The organism is Butyricimonas sp. Marseille-P2440, from assembly GCF_900091675.1.
GTDB lineage: Bacteria > Bacteroidota > Bacteroidia > Bacteroidales > Marinifilaceae > Butyricimonas > Butyricimonas synergistica.
In genome coordinates this window covers 1-20470 of the sequence record NZ_LT594607.1, presented here as the reverse complement: position 1 = coordinate 20470, position 20470 = coordinate 1, and the positions used below count along the sequence as shown (strand labels likewise).

Below are 20470 nucleotides of genomic sequence, written 5' to 3'. Positions count from 1 at the left end.
TTGATCATTTTCTGGGATCATTTTCCCTGGGATTAACCGGGTCAATTTCCCGTGGATTTAAGGGATCTATTTATATTGGAAAAGATGGGGCAAATTAGTGCGGATTTTCCAGTCACAGACGAAAGATGATCTAGGAACCAAAAACAAGACGGTATCCGGGTATGAATATAGTTTTAGTGTTGATGCCGTGGTTGAGTTGACAGAAGAAGGGGAACAAGCTTCCCGTATCGGGCGTGATGAAGCGGTTGAAATGACACTGTTGGGAGAGCCGATCGACTTCGTGTATTCCATTAAAGGCGGTAAATCTTACAAGGGTAAAGCGATTATTTCGGCTTTTTCCGAGAAGTCCGATTCCGAGAATGAAGCCACGATCTCGTTGACGTTGCAAGGTGTTTCAAAATTAACCCCGGTAGAACCAGCTGTATGAAAAACAATTATTTGTTAGTGGGAGGTAAAAAGGTTCGTGTTGAAATGAACTGGAATGCCATGATGTCTTTCTGTGACGAGAAAGGTATAGATGATCTTTCTAAAATAGGGGATGCCGGGAGGTTGACAACCCGAGATTTGCTGGCAATCATGCATGCGGCGATAAAAGAAGGAGAGCGAATGGACGGGAATAGTTTTGATTTCACGAAAGAGCAATTGTCAGAGCGTCTTCGCCCGGCGGATATTTCCCGGTTCATGGAGATATATAAAGAACAGTGCGGGGTAGGAGAGGGAGCTGGTAATGGAGAAGGTGGAGAGGTAAAAAAAAAGAGTGTATTCCGGCGACTTATTTCAAAGGGATAGCGATCGGGCAGATGAACATGAAGGTGGTGGAGTTCGAGGAAATGCGATTAGGTGATTTCTTTCTAAAACTTCACTACTTCATGAAAGCTAAAGAGGAAAAGGCGATCCTTGCTTCTAATTTGGTGCGTTTGCAGACAATGGAGTTGTTGAACGTGCAAATAGAACCCAAACACCGGATAAAAAATCCTCTTGAATTATGGCGTTTCCCCTGGGAAACAGAGGAGGAAATCGGAATAGAAATTCCTGATTTGCAAAACGAGAGTGTGAAGCAAGATTTAAAAGATTTGTATAAAGTATGGCAAAAGGAGGATTGAATTTAAAGGCGCTTTTCACGGCAGACACTAAAGGCGTGAAGAAAGGGGCAAAGGAGGCGCAAGAAGCTATTTCCAATTTCGAGGGAAAAGCTTCCGGGGTGTTGGATGAATTTACTTCTTTGTTTGGTACTTCAATGGGACAAATTGGCGAGGGCATGAAGACTTTCAAGGGTGGTTTGTTGTTGATGGAAAAAGGAATGAAAGGTTCTACCGAGGGGGCGGGGAGATTTGCCCAATCTTTAAAATTATTAAAAGTCGCATTGATTTCGACAGGAATCGGGGCTATTGTTGTGGCATTGGGGTCGTTGATTGCTTATTTCACGAAGACGCAAGCTGGAGCAGATAAACTTCGTCAATACCTTCAATCCTTGAAAACAGTATTGCAGGTTTTAGGGGATACCGTGGCAGCTTTGGGGGGAAAGATATTTGACGCTTTTTCTAACCCGAAACAGGCGATAAAGGATTTGTGGGAGTTTATCAAATCGCAATTCCTGAATCGTCTAATGGGAACGGTTGATGTGGTTAAATATTTTGCAAAATCTGTTTATACTGCCATAACGTTTGATAAAAAAGGGTTTATAGAAGATACAAAGGCGTTGGCAACAGCATTTACGCAAGTGTTGACCGGATTTGATAGAGACCAACAAAATAGCATTTCAAATTCAGTCAAAGGATATATGGAGAAGCTTGGTATTACTTTGGAACAAGCTCAAGCGCTCGAAAAACGTCGGCAGATACTCGAAAAACAAAGAATCGCTTTTATAAAGGAGGAGGCTGATTTACAAAATAGATTGGCTGATCTACGATTAAAAACAGAGGATAAGGAAAAATATTCGGCAATGCAGCGTTACCTGTTCAACCAAAAGGCTATGGCAGTACTTGATGTCCTCGGACAGAAAAGAAATGCTTTAGCAAAAGAAGAGTATAATATAATGGTCGAGCAAAATGCCCTTGCGGAAAATATGAACAAAGACTACGAGGAAGAAAACAATCTTTACAAAGCGATGGTGGAAACGCAAACGCAAATTCTGTCGCAAAAGAAAGAAATGGTTGCCAAAAATAAGGAGTTAATCACGCAGGCTAAGACTCTTGATTACGCTATTGTGAAGAATTTGGAGAAAAACCAACAGCAGGCGAAGAAAGATGGAAAACAAAAGATTATTCCACTTACCTACAAGATAGAATTAGCCCACGTTGATACAGGAGAACTTAAGGATATTGTAACTGATTATACCGCATTTGATAAAGAGATTATCGATATTTCAGAATCGATAAAAAATTCTTTTCAAAGTATTGCGGTTGGATTTGGAGAAAGTATTGGCGCATTGATTGCGGGTACGGGGAGTTTGAAAAGTTTTACTTCAATGATTGCGGGAGTATTTGCAGATATGGCAATACAGGTAGGGAAAATTGCTATACAATTAGGTTTAGCGATGATTGCGATAGAGTCTAGTTTGAGTTTTGGAAATCCTTTTGCTGCTATTGCTGCGGGTATTGCTTTAGTTGCTCTTGGTTCTGCTGTAAAAGCTTCTCTTAGTAAAGTTGCATCTGGTGGGGGAACTTCGGGTAGTTCTTCTAGTTACTCAAATTCTTTAGATGTGCGGACAAATCGGAATGAGGAAAGAAGTTCAAGAGAAGTTAATTTGAACGTGTCCGGTGAATTTAAATTGCAGGGGAACATTCTCGTGGCTGCAATAAACAAGGAAAACAGACGTAAAAATTTAACTACATAATGACATACAATACTAGATACATATTACGGTTTAATTCCGAGAAGTATAATTATGATTACAAAATCCTTGTAAAAGAGAAAGACTATACCGGGGAAGCTGAAAGCAAGGCTCTCGGTAGTGCACCTGTACTTCGGCGTGATGATTCGGATTCGGGAATCTCGGGAACATCTTTGGAATTGGTAATCCAAGCGGACGTGGATGGGGAGTTGACATCTCTGTACACGGTAGATAACAAGAGATTTTTGGTGGAGTTATACAGAAATGAGGCGTTGACCTGGTGTGGATACGTCCTTCCCGAGAAGTATTCAGAACCGTATATAGCGATCCCCTACGATGTTAGCGTTACAGCTTCTGACGGGTTGGGCATTTTGAAAGATATTGATTTCGGGTTGACTGGCGAGAAGACCTTGTTCGATATTATAAAGTATTGTTGCGACCAGACATCTCTTCCCCTTGATTTTGAATTCGTGTCCTCCCTGTTGGAAACGGGCATGAACAGTAGTAACGTGATGCACGTGCAAGCTAAACTTGACGCTTCTATTTTCTCGGGTAAAACTTGTTACGAGGTACTTGAATCTTGCATGACAAGTTTGGATTCGTTTATCACGCAAAGCGAAAACAGGTGGCTCGTGGCGAAATACACGGATTTGGATAAAAAAAGCTTGATTTATACCAATGCCGGGGTAAAGAAGAGCGAGCGGCTGCTAGATGTCGGAATTTTAGGAACAACCGGGAATAATTTTTACCCGATCGGGAACCTGGAAAAAGAGATATTGCCGGCTTATAAAAGTACTAAACTATCACACGATTACGGGAAAAAACCTTCTTTCCTTGCTAACTTCGATTTCTCTAGCGAATTAAGCAACTGGGAATACACCCCGACACAGCATCCTACGCGGGTTCGGCACGCTTATTACGATGGCGGGGGATTCGTTCGGATTCTAGGACGGTCCGCGAATGGTGGCACCGCTGAAGAACCGAGTTATATACGACAGGTAGTGAACGTGGAGAAAACGGATAAATCGCTAACGTTTATAATCTCTCACGCGATGGGAATGGGTTTCCCGGAGGGTAACGGAGAATTTAATGTTAAAATAAAACTTGTCGGGAGTACAAAGACTTATTACCTTACGAAATCGGGTTGGAGAACCACGGAGGACAGTATTGTCGTGTCATCACAATACCAGGGACAACATATAATGGATGAAACAGACATGACCCGGGTGGACAGTTACACGGAATTCAAGATATTGTCAAACGGGTTTCCGGAAACCGGAAACTTGACGATTCAAATTGAAAACCCGGTTGTGACAACGGATTTCAGGCTTTATATAAATAAAGTGATAGTCACGAATGATTTGCCGACAGGGATAGATGTTGACGTGAACTTGAATTCTAACGCTTCGACTTCTTACGATACCGTGGAGATCGCTTTCGGGGATACGCCTGTCGTCGCTAATGCCAAGAAATTGTTTAGTGGTATTCTTTGGAGTAATAATGGTTTTACTCAAGCATGGACAAACGGGAATAAAACAGATTCTTTCTTGTACACTATATTAAAGTGCTTGTGTAGCCGGATAGGTTTTCCCCGGCAACAACTTTCCGGCACGATTCAAGGAGAGAATTTGCAAACGTTTCTTTTAACGAGGGATAAATACAGCAATCTGTTATTCCACGTTAAGGAATCCTCGTTAAACTTGTTAACCGACGAGATGGATTGTACCTTGGAACAATTTATGCCTTACAGCGAATTATCCGGGGAAACGACAGAATCTGCTAGAACGACAGGAAACAGTAGCGAATACCGTAGTAGTGGAGAAAACGAGGTACGTGTTTACCAGAGCGGATCGGGTGTACCGATGCGAATTAAAGACCTTTCACCAACCGAACTGCAACCGGATAGCGTTATAGAGGTCGATCGCAACAACGTTCCCAAGTCCGGTAAAGCAACTTTGCAGAAACTATTGGAATTTCTCTTAACGACCGGGGACGTGTGGACGAAAGAAGAGTTACGGGTTGTCGAGGGTTATATTTTGTACCTTGGCGAGAAGATCAAGGCGGGGGATTCGGATTTGTGGGAAGGCAATCATTTTGCTGACTATTTGAATCAAGCCGTTAAGACGGATTCGGATGTACGTTTTAATAGTTTAACCTCCACTGAATTCGAGAGCAAGATAAAGGGCTGGATAATCGATGCGTTGGGAGATGCGGAGTTCCGGAAGTTAATTTTACGGGAGGGTTTTAAGACGGCTGATTTTATTCCCGGAGTTCTTGGTTCTGGCACGGGCATGGTCGGGACGGAAGACTTCACGACTGGGAAATTAACTGTTCGGAATTACATGGAAGTAATGGCACTTGCCGTGGCACAAGTGTTTTGGCGTGGGGGACGGGACGTGCATTCTCCTTCTGGGATGAAGGTAAATAAGGTCGAGGAATACCCCGATTACTGGCGTTGCTACATGGATACATCCGAGGGACAGGTTAACACTTGCACGATAGGGGCGCAAATGCGGTGTGACAATTACGGGGACAACAAAAAGAAATATTACTGGAACCTTGTTACGGGCGTCGGAGAGGATTACATCGACTTGTCGAAGACAGACCGAGATGGGGTTGATATTCCCGAGGTAGGTGATGAACTGGCGCAGTTCGGGCACAGGACAGACCCGAATCTCTCTTGGATTCTTGTTATTTCCTCGATAATGGAGGATGCCGGGATGACGATGTACGCCGGGGTGAATGGTTATACACTATCCAAGAAATGGGCGATACGAGTGGGGAAAGACCCGGACGGGGATAACCGGATTGGGGTGTTTACCAAGAACGGGGAGATGAGTGATGTTATAGAGGGGTTAGAGGGGAAGGTTCAGGATGCCACGGATAAGATAGATAATCTCCAAATCGGGGGAACAAACTTGCTAAACGGAACAGATTATACTATAAACAAGGAATCTTGGGATGCGTTGCCAACCGTGCAGGAAGAGAACGGGATTAAATTCGTTCGATATGGTTACAATTGGGGGTTTAAACAGATAGTTGAAGGTTTAAAGAATGGTAAGGAATATACAATTTCCGGGTTGTTTAGAGCGAGTGTAGCTGGAGTCGATGCACGATTTTCTTTTAGCGATGTACAAAACGTGTACATTAATGGCATTACAAGCGATTGGGAACGACGTAGCATAACATTCACGTACACAGGAAACAATGTATCTCAACTAATGTATATCTTAAAAAGAGATAATAGTGGAGATACAATAGATTTCGCTAACCTACAAATAGAGGAAGGTAACAAGGCGACCGCATGGAAATACTCGCAGGAAGATCAGGAGTCGATCGCTAAAGAGCAGGGATTAATAGGAGGACAAGAGGCGGTAGATGGTCTGCAAATCGGGGGAACAAACCTTATAGACCAATTTAATGCAGATGGCACAATCGCATGGTTTCCATCGGATAGCACGGCAAAAGTTAGTGTAAACAACGGGATAATCCGCGGGGAATACGTTGGAATAGCGGACGCGCATTACCCTAGAGTGTGCAACAAGAGCGTGCGAAAAATTGTACTGGATCTGGAATCCGAATACACGGTGTCTTTCAAGATTAGATCTAATAAAAAAGCTAAAGTCGGTTATAGTATATCCGATGGTAATAGCAGCAATAGAGTAATGCCGCAAGTCAACACGCCAGAGTTATCCGAAAATTTTATCGAGGTAAAGAACACGTTCAAACCGCTAAAACAAATCACGCCTAGCAATATATTTTACATATACATTACATTGGATTTTGGTGTCGGCAAAACAGCATGGATAGAGGTAAAAGACGTAAAAATAGAGAAAGGTAACAAGGCGACGGATTTCTCCTACTCGCAATCGGATAACGAGGTGCTGGCACAAGCGATAGCCAAAGCGGAGGCGGAGTTAGCGGAAACGAAGGCTAACGCTTACGCAGACGGGATAGTGACGGAAGCAGAGCAAAACGCTATTAACGAGGCGGAGGCAAAGGCGATAGCGTCGAATATAAACATTCTTAATGCCGAGAAAGCGGATATAGATAATGCTTACACGCCGTTGTATAATAGTCCTTATTTGTTATCCGGCACTACGGCGGCAAATAATTTATTCAATGCCAAAACAACGTACAACACGGCACATGCAGCGTTGATTTCTGAAATTAATAAGGCTATTGCTGACGGGAAAGCAACGACGGCAGAGAAAGCGAGTGTTGACAATAAGTTTAGGGATTACAACTTGGCTCTTGGAACATACAAAAAGAGAGTCGAGGAAGCAAATAAGGCAATTCAAGACCGAATTAAAGAGTTGGCGGAACAGGACGCCACGAACAAGGTGGACGGGATACAGATAGGGGTTAGGAACTTGTTTTTGGACTCTGGAAAAGAGGTCACAAACAATGTCTATAACATAAAAAACTATTACACCTCTATAGACCTCGTTACTGGCGGGAAATACACGTTAGTATTAAGAGGGACAACGACAGGAGGACAACAATTAGGAGTGTGGGCTAATAGTGGTAATGGTAAGATCGTCTTGTTAAAGGCAAACATGAATGACGAGGTTGTGTTCGCGCACGTTACTCTACCAACCATAAACGAAAGTTACAAGAGAAAAATAGGTTTTTATAACTACCCTAGTTCAGGTGCGATAGCTAACCCGGCAACGATAAAATGGGCTTGTCTTTACGAGGGGCATATAAAGCCACCGATGGACTGGGTGCAAGCCCCGGAAGACATGGAGCAAGCGATACAAGGCGTTCAAGACGATATTGATGCCGCTAATGCCATGCTTGCTGATATTGCTAATGACAACAAGCTAACGCCATCAGAGAAACAGGAAACTAAAAAAGAATGGGATATAATCGTTTCCGAGAAAGCCACAATCGTGGCACAAGCTGCCACGTACAGCGTGTCATCAGCGGCATACACGAACGCTTATAACGCCCTGAACACGTATATTACCCCGTTGCTTGCAAATTTAACGGTAACATCCGATATCGTTGGGACAACATTCAGGTCCAAGTTTAAGGCGTATTATGATGCTAAAATAAACCTGTTAAAAGCGGTAACTGATGCCGCCAAGCAATTTACTCAGGATGAAGTGAGTAATATTCAAGTCGGAGGGACAAATTTATTCCCTATTTCTAAACTTAATCCCGTGTCATACAGAACCAGTTCGAGCAAGGAAGGTTCTGGTCCTGAAATTGTATTTAAATGTAACACACCATCGGCATGGGCGATACTTCCAGTTTCTATTCCGATACCACTTGTTCCGGCTAATACTAATTTTATTATATCCATGGATATAAGGAATACCAACGGATTCGGTTTCGAGGTAACGGCAACGAGTAGCACCCCTACTATTCCGGGTATGGGATTAGTAAAATTTGAAAATACCACTAACGAGTGGAAACGAATTGTTAGAAAGCTAAATTCAGGGAATAATACAAATATAGGTGGTATTAACTTGTGGGGTGTTGGGGATGTCCGGCACATAAAGATAGAAATTGGCAACAAGGCTACGGATTGGAGTCCCGCACCCGAGGATGTAGACCAAGCGATTCAGGACGCTATCGCCAAAACAGTAGATGTTTCCGCTCCTTCGCAGGTGTTTAAATACGGACCGGGTTATGCTGGTACGCCAACTCCCGCAAGCATCTTGTTAACGGCAAGCCCGAGAAATTTTACTCCAACGTCGTACCAGTGGCAATACCTAAACGGCAGCACGTGGACGAACATAAGCGGTGCGACAGGTTCGACTTACTCGGTTGCCCCGGGTAACACTACATTTTTCCCTTCCGGTACGAATGTTAGGACATTCCGGTGTATCTGTAACGGGGACGAGAAGTTGTCCGATAGTTTTACGATAGCGAAGTTGGCGGATGGTGCTACCGGAGCGACGGGAGCTGCAGGGAAAGACGCCTACACGGTGTTGCTTGGCAATGAATCGCACGCCTTTGCTGGTTCCACGGCAGCGGCATTGGCTGGCTCTACTACATGTGGTGTTACTGCATACAAGGGGGCGACGCAAGTAGTTGCTACTATCGGCACGATAACTGGGTTACCAGCGGGTATGACGGCAAGTGTGGCAAGCAACGGCACCACGGCACCCGTTATTACCTTTACCGTAACAACGAGCATGAAAACTGCAAGCGGGACGGTTAAAATCCCAGTTACAGTGGATGGTAAGGTGTTTACCAAGGTGTTCTCGTACTCGATAGCGTTTAAGGGGGCAACCGGTGCGACGGGAGCCCAAGGGAAACCCGGGGGATCTATTAACGGAAAGATGCTATACAAGGACCCGGAGTTTAAGCTGGGGTTGAATGGAACCAGAACATACAATGCGCAAAATAACGGCGGTGTAGTGGAGATTCACAGGGTTCGTAAATCTACAGGGCAAACTGCTTCAAACTCGTTTGATTCGGATACCGCTTTGCATATAAAGAACGAATTAGTCGGATCGCCTTATGCTGATTCTGAATGGTGTTTATATATAAAGGCTTACGGTGGTACGACAACAAGTCATTTGGGGGGATTTTATTTCGGGCACAATTCGAGAGCTAACGCGGTATTTGTCGTGGAGGTTAGTGCTAAAATTCCGGTCGGATACACGCTTAGAAATATTCATAACGCTCATGGCGATGGATATAAACAAGAGGCATTAACGCCAATGACAGGAACCGAAAAGTTTGAAAGGTATATTTTTAAAGAAACTTGCGGTCCAACTGGTACTTTTAGTACGATTAATTTCCTTTGCCTTTCTGGTCCGGTGAAGCCATCGGGTGATCCATTAGAGTGGTTCGTGGATTTTGCTACCGTGTACGACCAAACGGCGGACGGTTACGCGGACGTGGAGATCACGACGAAAGATTCTTTAGCCGTACAACTTGGGTTTACAAACTTCGAGGCGTTAAAGGCGAACGCTTTAACTAAAGGTCCGCTAATAAAAGCGGGGCTTATTAATGCGGATGTTATAGACGTTAACACACTGGCGGGTAATATTGTTTTTGCGGAAAAGTTACTTGCCAATGATGCTTTTATTGGTAGTATAAAGTCTAATATGCTCGCCGTTGGAGGATTTGCCATTCAGGATTACAAGATAATTGGTGGTAAAGATTTTGGTGTCGGTCCGGGGGTGAAGATAACCTCGACAGACGCGGAGAAATCTTTTAAGGCTTACAAGGATGCTTCGCATTACGTGGAGATGTTCTACCGAAGCGCAAGCGATTGGGGATTAAAGGGGGTTGATGGGAATCCAGTATTCCAGCTGGGAAGCACAAACAAAATAGGTCCATTTGCCTTTAATGTTTCTGAATTAACAGCCAAAAGCGTAATATCAGAGAGTCCAAGTTACAATCAAGAGCTTATACTAAAAGACAGTGGTGTTCATTTCAAGAAAGCAATAGGTTCTATATATGCAAAAGAGGCATACATAGGAACCGCTGCAAACATGACAGGATATGGGGCACATACCATGTTAGCCATACAAGGTGGTGACATTTGGCATCAAGGATCTGTAAGAGAAGATGGGGGACGTCTTGGGAGATTTTATACCCTTGACATAGAAATGAGAGGGGTATTAAACATTAGAAATGGAGCGAGTGTAGTTTTTAGTGATGGATCTTACGAGAAGGCGGTACCTGTAGCATGGGCGTACACGAATAACGGCACGATTCCAACGTCAGGGAAAAGGCTCGTGTATGTATATAATAATAACGGTTCCGATAATCCTTGCTATCTAAGTACTTCGGGAGCGAATGACGGTCAAGTGATTACGATTATTAACACTAATACAAGCCACAGACTTAATATAAAAGATACAGCAAAAGGAAACCACTGGATACTAGAGGGATGTTGTGGAACATTTCGATATTTGTCGGGTTATGGTAAGTGGTATCCGGAGCGTTTTAGCTGGTAAAACTAAAAATAAAAAATCTTGAACTTATATGGAAACACAAACATTAAAACTAAACATTGTAGAGCGTCTTAACTTGTTAAGCGCAATTAAGGCTGCCGGGAGTTCATTTCGGGAAAGGAAGGTTTTGGATAATTTCGTTCCAAAAGTAGAATTTTCCAACGAGGAAATAGAACGTGGCGAGATACATAAGGAAGGCGAAAATACTTTTAACCCGGGGAAAGATTTCGAGAAAGAAATCGAAGTGATTGGTATCGAGGCGGAAACTTTAAAACGGGTTATCCTAGACTTTGCCGAGGAATCTAAATGTATAACAGGGCGCAACAAAAGTCTATTCTACAAGATAGATGACCTTATCGTGGAGAAAGAAAACGTTTAATTTAAAAATTATAGGAAATGGAAATTAATTACAAAACAGTAGCAACAACCACAACCCCAGTTGTTTTAAAAGGGGTAAACGTGCATTTATCGGCGGAATACGAGAACAACGCCCCCGGCGTCGTGACTTTCAGCTGCGATGGACATTTCGTGGAAGAGAATTCACAACGTGCTGATTACTTGAATTTCAACGGGGCTTACGATTGCGTGAATCGGTCGTTTCCATCTATCGGCGGAGGTCCGGTGTCGCCCGTTTTCTTGGCGTTGCTGGAGCAGCCAATTATGGAGTTCTACAACACGATCAAGGAAAGGTGATAAAAAAAAGGGGGGGAACTTTTTCCATCACGGTACTTGTTCCCTCCATAATTAGAGTTTTCAATACGCGAAAATAGTAATAAATAATGCAATATTGAAAAATAATGGAATAAAAGGAGGCGAGTAATGATAGAATTTTTTGTAACAGGTGATTTTAACGTTATTCAATCGCAAGTGTACATTATACTGGCGATGTGGGCTATAATGGTTCTCGCTGTTTGTATCGACTTGTGGGCAGGTACGGATAGCGCTAAAGCCCGGGGAGAGAAGATTTATTCCGGGGGACTCCGTCGTACCTTCGCTAAGTTGGGAGATTATTGGCGGATACAAGTAATGGCATTGATATTCGATTTAATTGGAAGTTGCATCGACTGGTACACGTTACCCTTCGCTTCTATGCTTGTAACCGCAGCCATCGTGCTAATCGAGGGACGTAGCGTGTGGGAGAACGAGAAAGCGAAGAAAAGCCAAGTGGCGAAATTACCGGATGCTATCCGGGCGATAATCCAATGTGCTGATGCCAAGACGGCAGAACAATTATTAGAAAAACTAAAGGAGGTTACGGATGATAACAAGTAAATATTTTGAAGAAGAAGAATTTAATCGTTGTTCCCCGTCTTGTAGCTTGCAGGACATGAAGCAAGCGACCATGAGTAAGTTGGATACGGCGAGAGAGATAGCGGGTATCCCTTTCGTTCTTACTTCTGCTCATCGTTCTCCAGGACACGACAGAAGCAAGGGGAGAAGCGGAACCGGGGCACATACTCTTGGTCAGGCGGTCGATATAAGGTGTAACACGTCGAGGAATCGGTTCTTGGTCGTAAATGCTTTGTTGAAAGCTGGGTTCAAGCGAGTCGGGATAGCGAAGACCTTCGTTCACGCAGATGATTCCGAATTTCACGATCAAGGAGTTTTGTGGCTATATTAATTAAAAAGCACGGGAGAAATTTAGAAGTGTGTATGTGGTAGGATTCTCCCGTGCGAGGATCGGCGTTTGTTGAACCAAATAACTTGGTTTATGAGGCTACAAATTTACTCAATTAGTAGAAAAGTTGAAATGAAAAAAAAACTAATTATATGCTGTGTCGTTTGTTTGGCACTTGGGTTCTTTCTCGGGCGTTGGTCTACAGAAGTGAAAGAAATTATTCGTTACGTGGAGGGGAAAACAATCCGGGACACGATTACACGATTTGTTCCGGATACGGTTTATCTAGCCGGAGAATTACGTTACAAATACGTGTACAAGAGGGATACGGTTTACAGGGATGTCCCAGTGGTGGATAGGGACGAAACTGTCAAGGCTACGGTAGGAGATTGGAATTTGATCCGGGATTACAAGAGAATTTTATTCGATAATAATAACGGTAAATTGTCTGTTGATCTTTCAGTTCAATATAACGAATTACAACGGCTTTCTTATTCATTTACTCCAGTACACGAGGAAGCTACTATAATAAAGCAAATGGTGTTCGTTCCATTTATTTCTGCATCTTTTTACTCTAATAACTCTTTTTCCGCCGGAGGGGGATTTTTTTATTATAACTTAGGTTTTCGGGCAGAATGTTCGTCTAATGGGCTGAATTTTGGGGTGATGTATAAATTTTAGTCATGTCTATTATTTAGATTTTTTACAAAAAAACTATTTGAGAATTGATATTTAATTTTATATCCGATGTTATTTGTGTTTATTTGTATTATCTGAATTTGTAGAATTTTGCGATAATATCGGGAAAATTTTCCTAATATGGTGTTGAAATGCTGTATTTTATTTCTATTTTTGTGGAAAGTTTTCCTAATTGAAATGTCTATGAGTGATATTGATAAAGAGTTGCGAAAAATGATAGATGCTGCCGCACATTCATCTATTGACCTTACCGCAATTAATTCGTTGAAAGAATTATACAAACAGAAGAAAAATGAATTAAATCTTTCTGATTATAAAATTCAAACATTGTTAGGGATGGATAAGAACATTCTTAATCCAATTCTAAATGGTACTGTAAAACATATTGATATTATTAGTATTATAAAGCTAGCTCACTTTCTTGGGGTATCCGTGAATGATTTGTTGAAAATCTATGTTCCAGAAATGTCTATAGAACAAATTAGTGAAATTCAAAGAGCTAGAGAAGCTGGCTATATAGTATCTAATTTTGATGTATCTACTTTAACCAAAATAGGTTTTTTCAAATCTAAGGCGAGTACAAAGAATATGTCCGAGAGGATAAAAACATTTTTCTCTTTAGAAAGTCTATATAGCTATTCCGATAATGTTATTTTTTCTGTATTTAGTCGTTCAAAAAAAGATTCGAATGAATTAATAAGGAGATTTTGGATACATTCTGCATACACCCAATTTGAACTTATAAGTAATCCTTATCCATACGACAGAGATGCTTTAGTTGATTTAATGCCAAAGATAAAGCCATTTACAAGAAATATAGAAGATGGACTTTTGTTAGTAGTTAAAGCTTTATACAAGGTAGGTGTTACAATTATATTTCAACCAGCAATTTCAACATTGCAAATAAAAGGTGCGACATTTTCATGTAATAATAAGCCTTGTATAGTATTGTCTGATCTTAATAAAAATTATCCTACACTTTGGTTTGTTTTGTTGCATGAGCTACATCACGTTTTGTATGATTTTCAAGATATACAAAAAAGAATGTTTCATTTGAGTGGGGAGGGGGATATTTTTTTAATGAATGAAGAGAGAGCGGATGACTTTGCTTTAGAATATCTTTTGCCAGAGCCAAAATTTAAATATGCTATTGGATATATAAATTCAAAATTAACAATAGAAAGATTAGCAAAAGAATGGACTATTCATCCTTCAATTATATATGCAATATATTGTTATAAAACAAATGAATGGGCGAAATTTTCAAGATATATACCCAAGATGGATATTGCTTTGGAAGCTCTAAACACGCATCCTTTTGATAAAGAAAGCTTGCTCGAAAGTGTAAAAGAAATTAAAGAACTTGTATATAATATTTAATGGCTATGGAAAAGATGAATAGGAAAGATGTTTCGGAAGAGCAGATTAAAATTGAAAAAGAGAAAGCTCAAGAACGTGAACGGCGTGCAATATTAATGAAAGCCAATGATGTTAAAGAGGAAACATTTACATTTGATATTTCAGGAGAATTACTAGTAAAAAAGGAACTTGAAAATATAGATATCGATGCTATTGATAACCCGGAGGAAAAGTATGAGTTATATTATAAGGTCGTAAATAAATTATTGCGTCGATATTTGCCTCGTGGAGAAAAGTATAAGGAAGCTAGAGATATTATTTATGAAGAGAAGAATATATTTTTGACTAGAGGACATAGAAAAAATAAAGGTATTCGCGGAGCAGATGGTAGAATGTCCTATATCACGGATATAAATGAATTGATAAAAATTATAATGGAGTGGATTTCAGCTAAAGGGACTCCTTTTGAACTTTATACAAAACTTCGAGATTTAAATATATCTAAAGGATATGGTAAAAAATCACGATGAATAATTCAATTAGGGGCGAATGGGAGTATTAATTATATATTTGATATTGGTAATGTTGAACATGAGTAAAATATGGAAGGAACACATTCGTTCCAACACTTGTACCAACATATGGTATAAGGTATTGACAAATAGTGGTATGCAAAAATATGTTGACCCTTGTCTTGGGCACCAATCAAATGAAACCGTTGCAAATGCAGCGGTTTTGTTGTTTTCAATATATGTTATATGGAAGAGCAAATAGTAAAATTGTTCGAGTCTTACCGGAACGCGTCTGATTATCGAATAGAACCACTCCCGCTTTCTGGGTCCAGTAGAAAGTATTATCGGATTCAGGATGGGGAGAAAAGTTACGTGGGGGTGTATCACGAGAATCTGAGAGAAAATAGGTTGTTTGTTGATTTCACGAACCATTTCAGGGGCAAGGGGCTTCACGTCCCGGAAATTTACGTGGTGTCGGAGGATGGGACGAGTTATCTGCAAGAGGATTTGGGACGGGAGATGCTGTTGGATGTCGTGGAAAGAGATGGATTGAATGTTCGCACGATGGAATTGTACAAGAAAGCTTTGAAAGAGTTGTCGCGTTTCCAGGTGATCGGGCACGAGGGGTTGGATTACTCGGATTGTTTGCCTCGTCCGGTTTTCGACGAACGCTGTGTACGTTGGGATTTAAATTATTTCAAGTATTGTTTCTTGCGTTTGGCGGGAGTAGACGTCGATGAAGACAAACTGGAGAATGATTTTGATCGCTTGGTGAATGTGTTGCGGAAAGCAGACACGAACTATTTTATGTTCCGGGATTTTCAATCGAGGAATATCATGGTACTCCGCGATGAGGTGTACTTTATCGATTACCAGGGAGGTCGGCGCGGGGCTTTGCATTACGACGTGGCATCGCTGCTTTATGACGCGATCGTGAAAATGCCGGATATCCAAAAGGAAGAACTTTTGGATTATTATATTGATGTACTTGCCCGTTATGCCCCGAATGAGGCTGCCGGTTTCCGCGGATTGTATTATCCTTTCGTGCTGATTCGTTTGTTGCAAGCCATGGGTGCTTTCGGGCTCCGGGGGTTGCACGAGGGAAAAGCGCATTTTGTCGATTCTATTGTCCCGGGATTACAAGGAATTATTCATTTGTTCGAGAGCGGGAAATTGGGAGAGGATTATCCCGAGATTCAACGGACTATCCGGATGGCTTTTAAAAAATACTTTGTACCTTCGCGTACTGAAATAAATGAATAACTTTAAATAATAGAACAGATATGAATACTGTTGCTGAACAAGTAGCGTCACATTTGCTACAAATCAAAGCGATAAAACTAGAACCTAACCATCCATTCACTTGGGCGTCCGGTTGGAAATCCCCGATTTATTGTGATAACCGGAAGACGTTGTCTTACCCGGAAGTACGGACTTATATCCGGGATAAGTTTGTGGAATTGGTTCGGGCGAAATATCCCCAGGTTGAATTGATTGCCGGTGTAGCGACGGGAGCGATCGCGCAGGGCGCTTTGGTAGCTCAGGAAATGGAATTGCCGTTCGTGTACGTGCGTTCTGCCGCCAAGAACCATGGGTTGGAAAACCTGATTGAAGGGGAGTATAAAGCCGGACAAAAGGTGGTTGTTATCGAGGATTTGATCTCCACCGGGGGATCTAGCTTGCAAGCCGTGGAAGCTTTGAGAAACGCCGGTTGTGAGGTATTGGGAATGGTTGCAATCTTCACGTATGGTTTTCAGAAAGCTATCGATAATTTCACGAACGCTCACTGCGTGTTGGATACGTTAAGCAATTATGACTCCATGATTGATCTTGCCCAAAAAACAGGTTACGTGAAGGCGGAGGAAGTGGCTAAGCTAAAAGAATGGCGGGTTAGCCCGGAATCGTATAAATAAAAGTATATGTCAACACGAGTGGTTAGCGGAATTCAAAAAATTGACAGTGCGATCGGGGACGTGTATGCTTTTCTTTCTGATTTCACCAAGATCGGGAGGATGATCGAGATGGCTCGCCAGATGGGGGTCCAAGGGGGACAAATCGGGGGACACTCGATGCCGGACATTGCGGATAAAATCGAGGATGTGCGGACGACGGAGGATACTTGCTCGTTCACGGTGAAAGGGCTCGGGGAGATGGGGGTGAAAATTGCGGAGAAAGAGGAACCGAAATTGATTAAGTTGGAAGGGAACGGACGTGTCCCGTTTGACTTTGAAGTATGGATCCAGTTGTTAGAGAATGGTCCTTACGATACACGCTTGAGAATTACCCTGGAGGCAGACTTGAACATGATGTTCAAAATGCTTTTGAAAGGAAAGTTGGAGAAAGGTATCAATCAACTGGCAGAAGGATTAGCAAAAATCCCTTACGGGTATATGAGATAAAAAAAACTCTTCGGTTACCGAAGAGTTTTTTTATTTATTTGGCTAAATCGTCGAAATCGATATCATCTAATTCATTCACTCCAACTTCTTCCTGAACAGCCATTGTTTCTTCGTTCAGTGCCGCTTTAATATAGGCGACGGCTTCATCCAACCCTTCTGCGAATTTATCAAAGTCTTCCTTGTATAAAAAGATTTTGTGCTTTTCGTAATTTTGCGAACCGTCTTTGTCAAATTTTTTCTTGCTTTCGGTAATCGTCAGATAGTAGTCATTATTACGGGTAGCTTTCACGTCAAAAAAATAAGTCCTTTTTCCTGCTCTCACCGGTTTTGAATAGATCTCGTCCCGATCATTCATTTCCATACCTTCATTCTTTTCGTAACCTTCCATGTTAAATTAAAATTTTAATTAGACTTTGCGTTTCAAAAGTAGAAAAAATAAACTAACAACATCGTTTTTTGTAACTTTTTTTTGCCTCTGTCTATCAATATCTTACTTGATTGAAAACGTTTGAAATGAACAATTATGACCCTTCCGTTTTGTAACGTGTTGATTGCTAGTGTGTATAATGCCTTTGCACGGCAATGATATCGCTTCGGCAACATGGGGATGAAGATGAAAATTATTGTACGGAAAGAATAAAAGCGTATCTTTGTATTGTATAATTTGTAAACATCAAATAAACAATGGAAACAGTAGTAAGTGGAATCAGACCCACGGGTAATTTGCATCTGGGGAACTATTTTGGAGCAGTGAAGAATTTTCTGAAAATGCAGGACGAGTATAAATGTTTCTTTTTTATTGCAGATTGGCACTCGCTGACGACACATCCACACCCGGGCAACGTGGTGGATAACGTGCGAAAGATATTGGCGGAGTACTTGGCTTGTGGGTTGGATCCGGAGAAGGCGACTATTTACGTGCAAAGTGATATAAAAGAAATTCTGGAGTTATACCTTTTTTTAAATATGAATGCTTATCTCGGGGAGTTGGAACGTACTACAACTTTCAAGGAAAAAGCACGCAAACAGCCGGATAACGTGAATGCCGGGTTGTTAACTTACCCCACATTGATGGCGGCGGATATTATTATACACAAAGCGCACAAAGTGCCGGTAGGGAAAGATCAGGAGCAGAATATGGAGATGGCAAGGAAATTTGCCCGCAGATTTAATACGATATACGGTTACGAGTTATTCCCAGAACCGGCTTCGTTCTCGTACACGGGCGAAGGAGTAAAAATTCCGGGACTGGACGGTTCGGGTAAGATGGGAAAATCAGAGGGAAACGCTATTTATCTCATCGATGATGCAGCCACGATTCGGAAAAAAGTCATGAAGGCTGTTACTGATAGCGGACCGACAGAACCGAATAGTGAGAAACCTGAGGTGATCCGTAATTTGTTCACCTTGTTGGATGTTGTGTCCACAAAAGAGGTATATGACTATTACGACGAGAAATATAATAATTGCGAAATCCGTTACGGGGATTTGAAGAAACAATTGGCAGAAGATATCACGAATTTCTGTGCTCCTATCCGGGAACGGATACTAGAATACGCTGCCAACGTGGATTATCTAGATAAAGTTGCCGCCGCTGGAGCAGAGAAAGCCCGCGCCAGTGCTTCCGCAACCATGAAGGAAGTACGTAAACTTATCGGTTTCCGTTAATAGTATAAACAAAATTGGAAATTGAAGTGCCGGGTCATTTTCAATTTTCAATTTTCAATTTTCAATTGTATGTATGAATATATAAAAGGAACTTTGGTTGAAGCAACACCGGCTTGTGCCATCGTGGATTGCGGGGGAATCGGGTATTCCATTCATATCTCGGTGAACACGTATTCCAAGATAGCCACACAAACGGAAGTGATGCTTTATATCCACCAGATTGTACGTGAAGACGCTCATTTATTGTACGGTTTCTTTTCGAAAGAAGAGAGGACTCTGTTTCGGGCATTGATCTCCGTGTCCGGTATTGGTGCGAATACGGCAAACGTGATGCTGAGTTCCATGACAGTCGAGGAAATAACCGGGGCAATTCTCACGGAAAACGTGAACGCGATAAAGAGTGTCAAAGGGATCGGAGTTAAAACAGCCCAACGCGTGATTATAGAATTGAAAGATAAGATAGGAAAGGAAGGGGTAGCTATCGAGAGTATTAATTTGCCTTCGGGAGCGGTGAGGGAGGAAGCGCAGGCTGCATTGGTGATGTTAGGCTTTGCTCGGGTTCAAGTTGTTAAAACTTTGGATAAGATATTGGCGAGCAATCGGATTGATTCCGTGGAAGAGTTAATAAAATTGGCACTCAAGCATTTGTAGAAGGTTAAGATGTTGGTTATATATAGAATAGGGCGGGAAGATTTTCTCGTCCTATTTGTTTTATCGGTAAGGTCCCGTTGAAGACGGGGAGTAGTCCCGGTGTAGTTAGGGAACAAATTCTTTCAAACTCGTTTTAAAGTCGTTTCAAAGACCTTCGGGAAAGTTTTTGAAAAGAGTTTGCAAGGAAAGAGAAAGGAGAGAAACCGGTTACTCGTTGGTAACACGGTATGATTATTTACCGTGATTGCCTGGAAAAAGCGTAGCCTGCACGGTAAAATCGCGCTTGTCGCGTGGTGTAGGGCCGTTTGGAACCCGCTCTAGTGATTTTTCAACGCTTTGATATCTATGGTATTGTAAAAAAAATCAAAAAAAGTTCTTGAAATATTTGGAAAATGGAAATCAATTGCCTTATCTTTGCACCCGCTTTCGAGAGAGAGGGCAAGCGACGAGAGAAGCTAAAACGAGATACTGGACAGATAGGTTTCGGGAAACCTCGAAAAAAAAAGTTTCAAAAAAAAACTTGATAAAAATTTGGAGGTTGAAAAATAAGCTTTACCTTTGCACCCGCTTTCAACGACGAGGGCACGAGGGGCTGAATAGAGGGGAGAAGAAAGATGAAGAAGAGTTCTTTAAGATATTGAAATGAACAACGTAGCGAGCGAGAATCGATAAACGGCGCGATGCCGTGATTCATACACATGACCCTGCCAGAATAATTTCTGAAAATAACTATTACAATGAAGAGTTTGATCCTGGCTCAGGATGAACGCTAGCGACAGGCTTAACACATGCAAGTCGAGGGGCAG

The 20470-nt window shown here is 41.8% G+C and carries 18 protein-coding genes and 1 rRNA gene; 18 read left to right on the top strand and 1 reads right to left on the bottom strand.

Features of this window, described 5'->3' with window-relative positions:
* The first annotated feature begins 97 nt into the window (after window positions 1–97).
* The 15 genes from BN8899_RS01415 (at window position 98) to BN8899_RS01340 (ending at window position 17345) form a co-directional block, all read left to right on the top strand.
* Entirely contained in the window at window positions 98–427 is a 330-nt protein-coding gene (locus tag BN8899_RS01415) for a phage tail tube protein (RefSeq protein ID WP_065218022.1), read from the top strand.
* Entirely contained in the window at window positions 424–789 is a 366-nt protein-coding gene (locus BN8899_RS01410; RefSeq protein WP_065218021.1) for a hypothetical protein, read from the top strand. Before BN8899_RS01415 ends, BN8899_RS01410 begins: the two co-directional genes overlap by 4 nt.
* Window positions 790–800: 11 nt before the next feature.
* A complete protein-coding gene (locus BN8899_RS01405) occupies window positions 801–1103 on the top strand; it encodes a hypothetical protein (protein WP_065218020.1) in 303 nt (100 codons plus the stop codon).
* A gap of 101 nt (window positions 1104–1204) precedes the next feature.
* Window positions 1205–2836, top strand: a complete 1632-nt coding sequence (locus BN8899_RS01400) for a phage tail family protein (protein WP_148375219.1) — start codon at window positions 1205–1207, stop codon at window positions 2834–2836.
* Entirely contained in the window at window positions 2836–10761 is a 7926-nt protein-coding gene (locus BN8899_RS01395) for a hypothetical protein (RefSeq protein ID WP_065218018.1), read from the top strand. Before BN8899_RS01400 ends, BN8899_RS01395 begins: the two co-directional genes overlap by 1 nt.
* Before the next feature lie 28 nt (window positions 10762–10789).
* Entirely contained in the window at window positions 10790–11137 is a 348-nt protein-coding gene (locus BN8899_RS01390) for a hypothetical protein (protein WP_065218017.1), read from the top strand.
* Between the two features lie 17 nt (window positions 11138–11154).
* Window positions 11155–11451, top strand: a complete 297-nt coding sequence (locus BN8899_RS01385; RefSeq protein ID WP_065218016.1) for a hypothetical protein — start codon at window positions 11155–11157, stop codon at window positions 11449–11451.
* A gap of 126 nt (window positions 11452–11577) precedes the next feature.
* Window positions 11578–12030, top strand: coding sequence for a hypothetical protein (locus BN8899_RS01380; protein WP_065218015.1), 453 nt, complete (start codon window positions 11578–11580; stop codon window positions 12028–12030).
* Window positions 12017–12379, top strand: a complete 363-nt coding sequence (locus BN8899_RS01375) for a D-Ala-D-Ala carboxypeptidase family metallohydrolase (protein ID WP_065218014.1) — start codon at window positions 12017–12019, stop codon at window positions 12377–12379. The genes BN8899_RS01380 and BN8899_RS01375 overlap by 14 nt, the downstream gene beginning before the upstream one ends.
* Before the next feature lie 129 nt (window positions 12380–12508).
* Entirely contained in the window at window positions 12509–13057 is a 549-nt protein-coding gene (locus BN8899_RS01370) for a hypothetical protein (protein ID WP_065218013.1), read from the top strand.
* Window positions 13058–13258: 201 nt separating this feature from the next.
* Window positions 13259–14455: an ImmA/IrrE family metallo-endopeptidase gene (locus tag BN8899_RS01365; RefSeq protein WP_065218305.1), complete on the top strand. Its 1197-nt coding sequence runs from the start codon at window positions 13259–13261 to the stop codon at window positions 14453–14455.
* Between the two features lie 5 nt (window positions 14456–14460).
* Window positions 14461–14964: a hypothetical protein gene (locus BN8899_RS01360; RefSeq protein WP_065218304.1), complete on the top strand. Its 504-nt coding sequence runs from the start codon at window positions 14461–14463 to the stop codon at window positions 14962–14964.
* Window positions 14965–15192: 228 nt separating this feature from the next.
* A complete protein-coding gene (locus tag BN8899_RS01350) occupies window positions 15193–16209 on the top strand; it encodes an aminoglycoside phosphotransferase family protein (protein WP_065218011.1) in 1017 nt (338 codons plus the stop codon).
* Between the two features lie 20 nt (window positions 16210–16229).
* Window positions 16230–16859, top strand: a complete 630-nt coding sequence (gene pyrE, locus BN8899_RS01345) for an orotate phosphoribosyltransferase (protein WP_018338589.1) — start codon at window positions 16230–16232, stop codon at window positions 16857–16859.
* 6 nt (window positions 16860–16865) lie between these two features.
* On the top strand, window positions 16866–17345 hold the full coding sequence (locus BN8899_RS01340) for a hypothetical protein (RefSeq protein WP_065218010.1): 480 nt from the start codon (window positions 16866–16868) through the stop codon (window positions 17343–17345).
* Between the two features lie 34 nt (window positions 17346–17379).
* On the opposite strand, the gene BN8899_RS01335 is transcribed toward BN8899_RS01340, so the two are convergent.
* Window positions 17380–17733, bottom strand: a complete 354-nt coding sequence (locus BN8899_RS01335; protein WP_065218009.1) for a DUF3276 family protein — start codon at window positions 17731–17733, stop codon at window positions 17380–17382.
* 296 nt (window positions 17734–18029) lie between these two features.
* On the opposite strand from BN8899_RS01335, the gene trpS reads away from it, so the two are divergent.
* The 3 genes from trpS to BN8899_RS01315 all read left to right on the top strand — a co-directional run.
* Window positions 18030–19013 carry a tryptophan--tRNA ligase gene (gene trpS, locus BN8899_RS01330; protein WP_018338592.1) on the top strand — a complete coding sequence of 328 codons (984 nt, stop codon included), beginning with the start codon at window positions 18030–18032 and terminating at the stop codon, window positions 19011–19013.
* Window positions 19014–19082: 69 nt separating this feature from the next.
* The gene (ruvA, locus tag BN8899_RS01325; RefSeq protein WP_026207687.1) at window positions 19083–19664 is read left to right on the top strand and encodes a Holliday junction branch migration protein RuvA; all 582 of its coding nucleotides are present in this window, start codon (window positions 19083–19085) and stop codon (window positions 19662–19664) included.
* 734 nt (window positions 19665–20398) lie between these two features.
* Window positions 20399–20470: ribosomal RNA gene (locus BN8899_RS01315) — 16S ribosomal RNA — on the top strand; the annotation flags it as partial.

Coding starts and splice junctions, on each gene's coding strand:
- BN8899_RS01410 (WP_065218021.1), top strand. CDS start 424: ATGAAAAACAATTATTTGTTAGTGGGAGGTAAAAAGGTTCGTGTTGAA.
- BN8899_RS01405 (WP_065218020.1), top strand. CDS start 801: ATGAACATGAAGGTGGTGGAGTTCGAGGAAATGCGATTAGGTGATTTC.
- BN8899_RS01395 (WP_065218018.1), top strand. CDS start 2,836: ATGACATACAATACTAGATACATATTACGGTTTAATTCCGAGAAGTAT.
- BN8899_RS01390 (WP_065218017.1), top strand. CDS start 10,790: ATGGAAACACAAACATTAAAACTAAACATTGTAGAGCGTCTTAACTTG.
- BN8899_RS01385 (WP_065218016.1), top strand. CDS start 11,155: ATGGAAATTAATTACAAAACAGTAGCAACAACCACAACCCCAGTTGTT.
- BN8899_RS01380 (WP_065218015.1), top strand. CDS start 11,578: ATGATAGAATTTTTTGTAACAGGTGATTTTAACGTTATTCAATCGCAA.
- BN8899_RS01375 (WP_065218014.1), top strand. CDS start 12,017: ATGATAACAAGTAAATATTTTGAAGAAGAAGAATTTAATCGTTGTTCC.
- BN8899_RS01370 (WP_065218013.1), top strand. CDS start 12,509: ATGAAAAAAAAACTAATTATATGCTGTGTCGTTTGTTTGGCACTTGGG.
- BN8899_RS01365 (WP_065218305.1), top strand. CDS start 13,259: ATGAGTGATATTGATAAAGAGTTGCGAAAAATGATAGATGCTGCCGCA.
- BN8899_RS01360 (WP_065218304.1), top strand. CDS start 14,461: ATGGAAAAGATGAATAGGAAAGATGTTTCGGAAGAGCAGATTAAAATT.
- BN8899_RS01350 (WP_065218011.1), top strand. CDS start 15,193: ATGGAAGAGCAAATAGTAAAATTGTTCGAGTCTTACCGGAACGCGTCT.
- pyrE (WP_018338589.1), top strand. CDS start 16,230: ATGAATACTGTTGCTGAACAAGTAGCGTCACATTTGCTACAAATCAAA.
- BN8899_RS01340 (WP_065218010.1), top strand. CDS start 16,866: ATGTCAACACGAGTGGTTAGCGGAATTCAAAAAATTGACAGTGCGATC.
- BN8899_RS01335 (WP_065218009.1), bottom strand. CDS start 17,733: ATGGAAGGTTACGAAAAGAATGAAGGTATGGAAATGAATGATCGGGAC.
- trpS (WP_018338592.1), top strand. CDS start 18,030: ATGGAAACAGTAGTAAGTGGAATCAGACCCACGGGTAATTTGCATCTG.
- ruvA (WP_026207687.1), top strand. CDS start 19,083: ATGTATGAATATATAAAAGGAACTTTGGTTGAAGCAACACCGGCTTGT.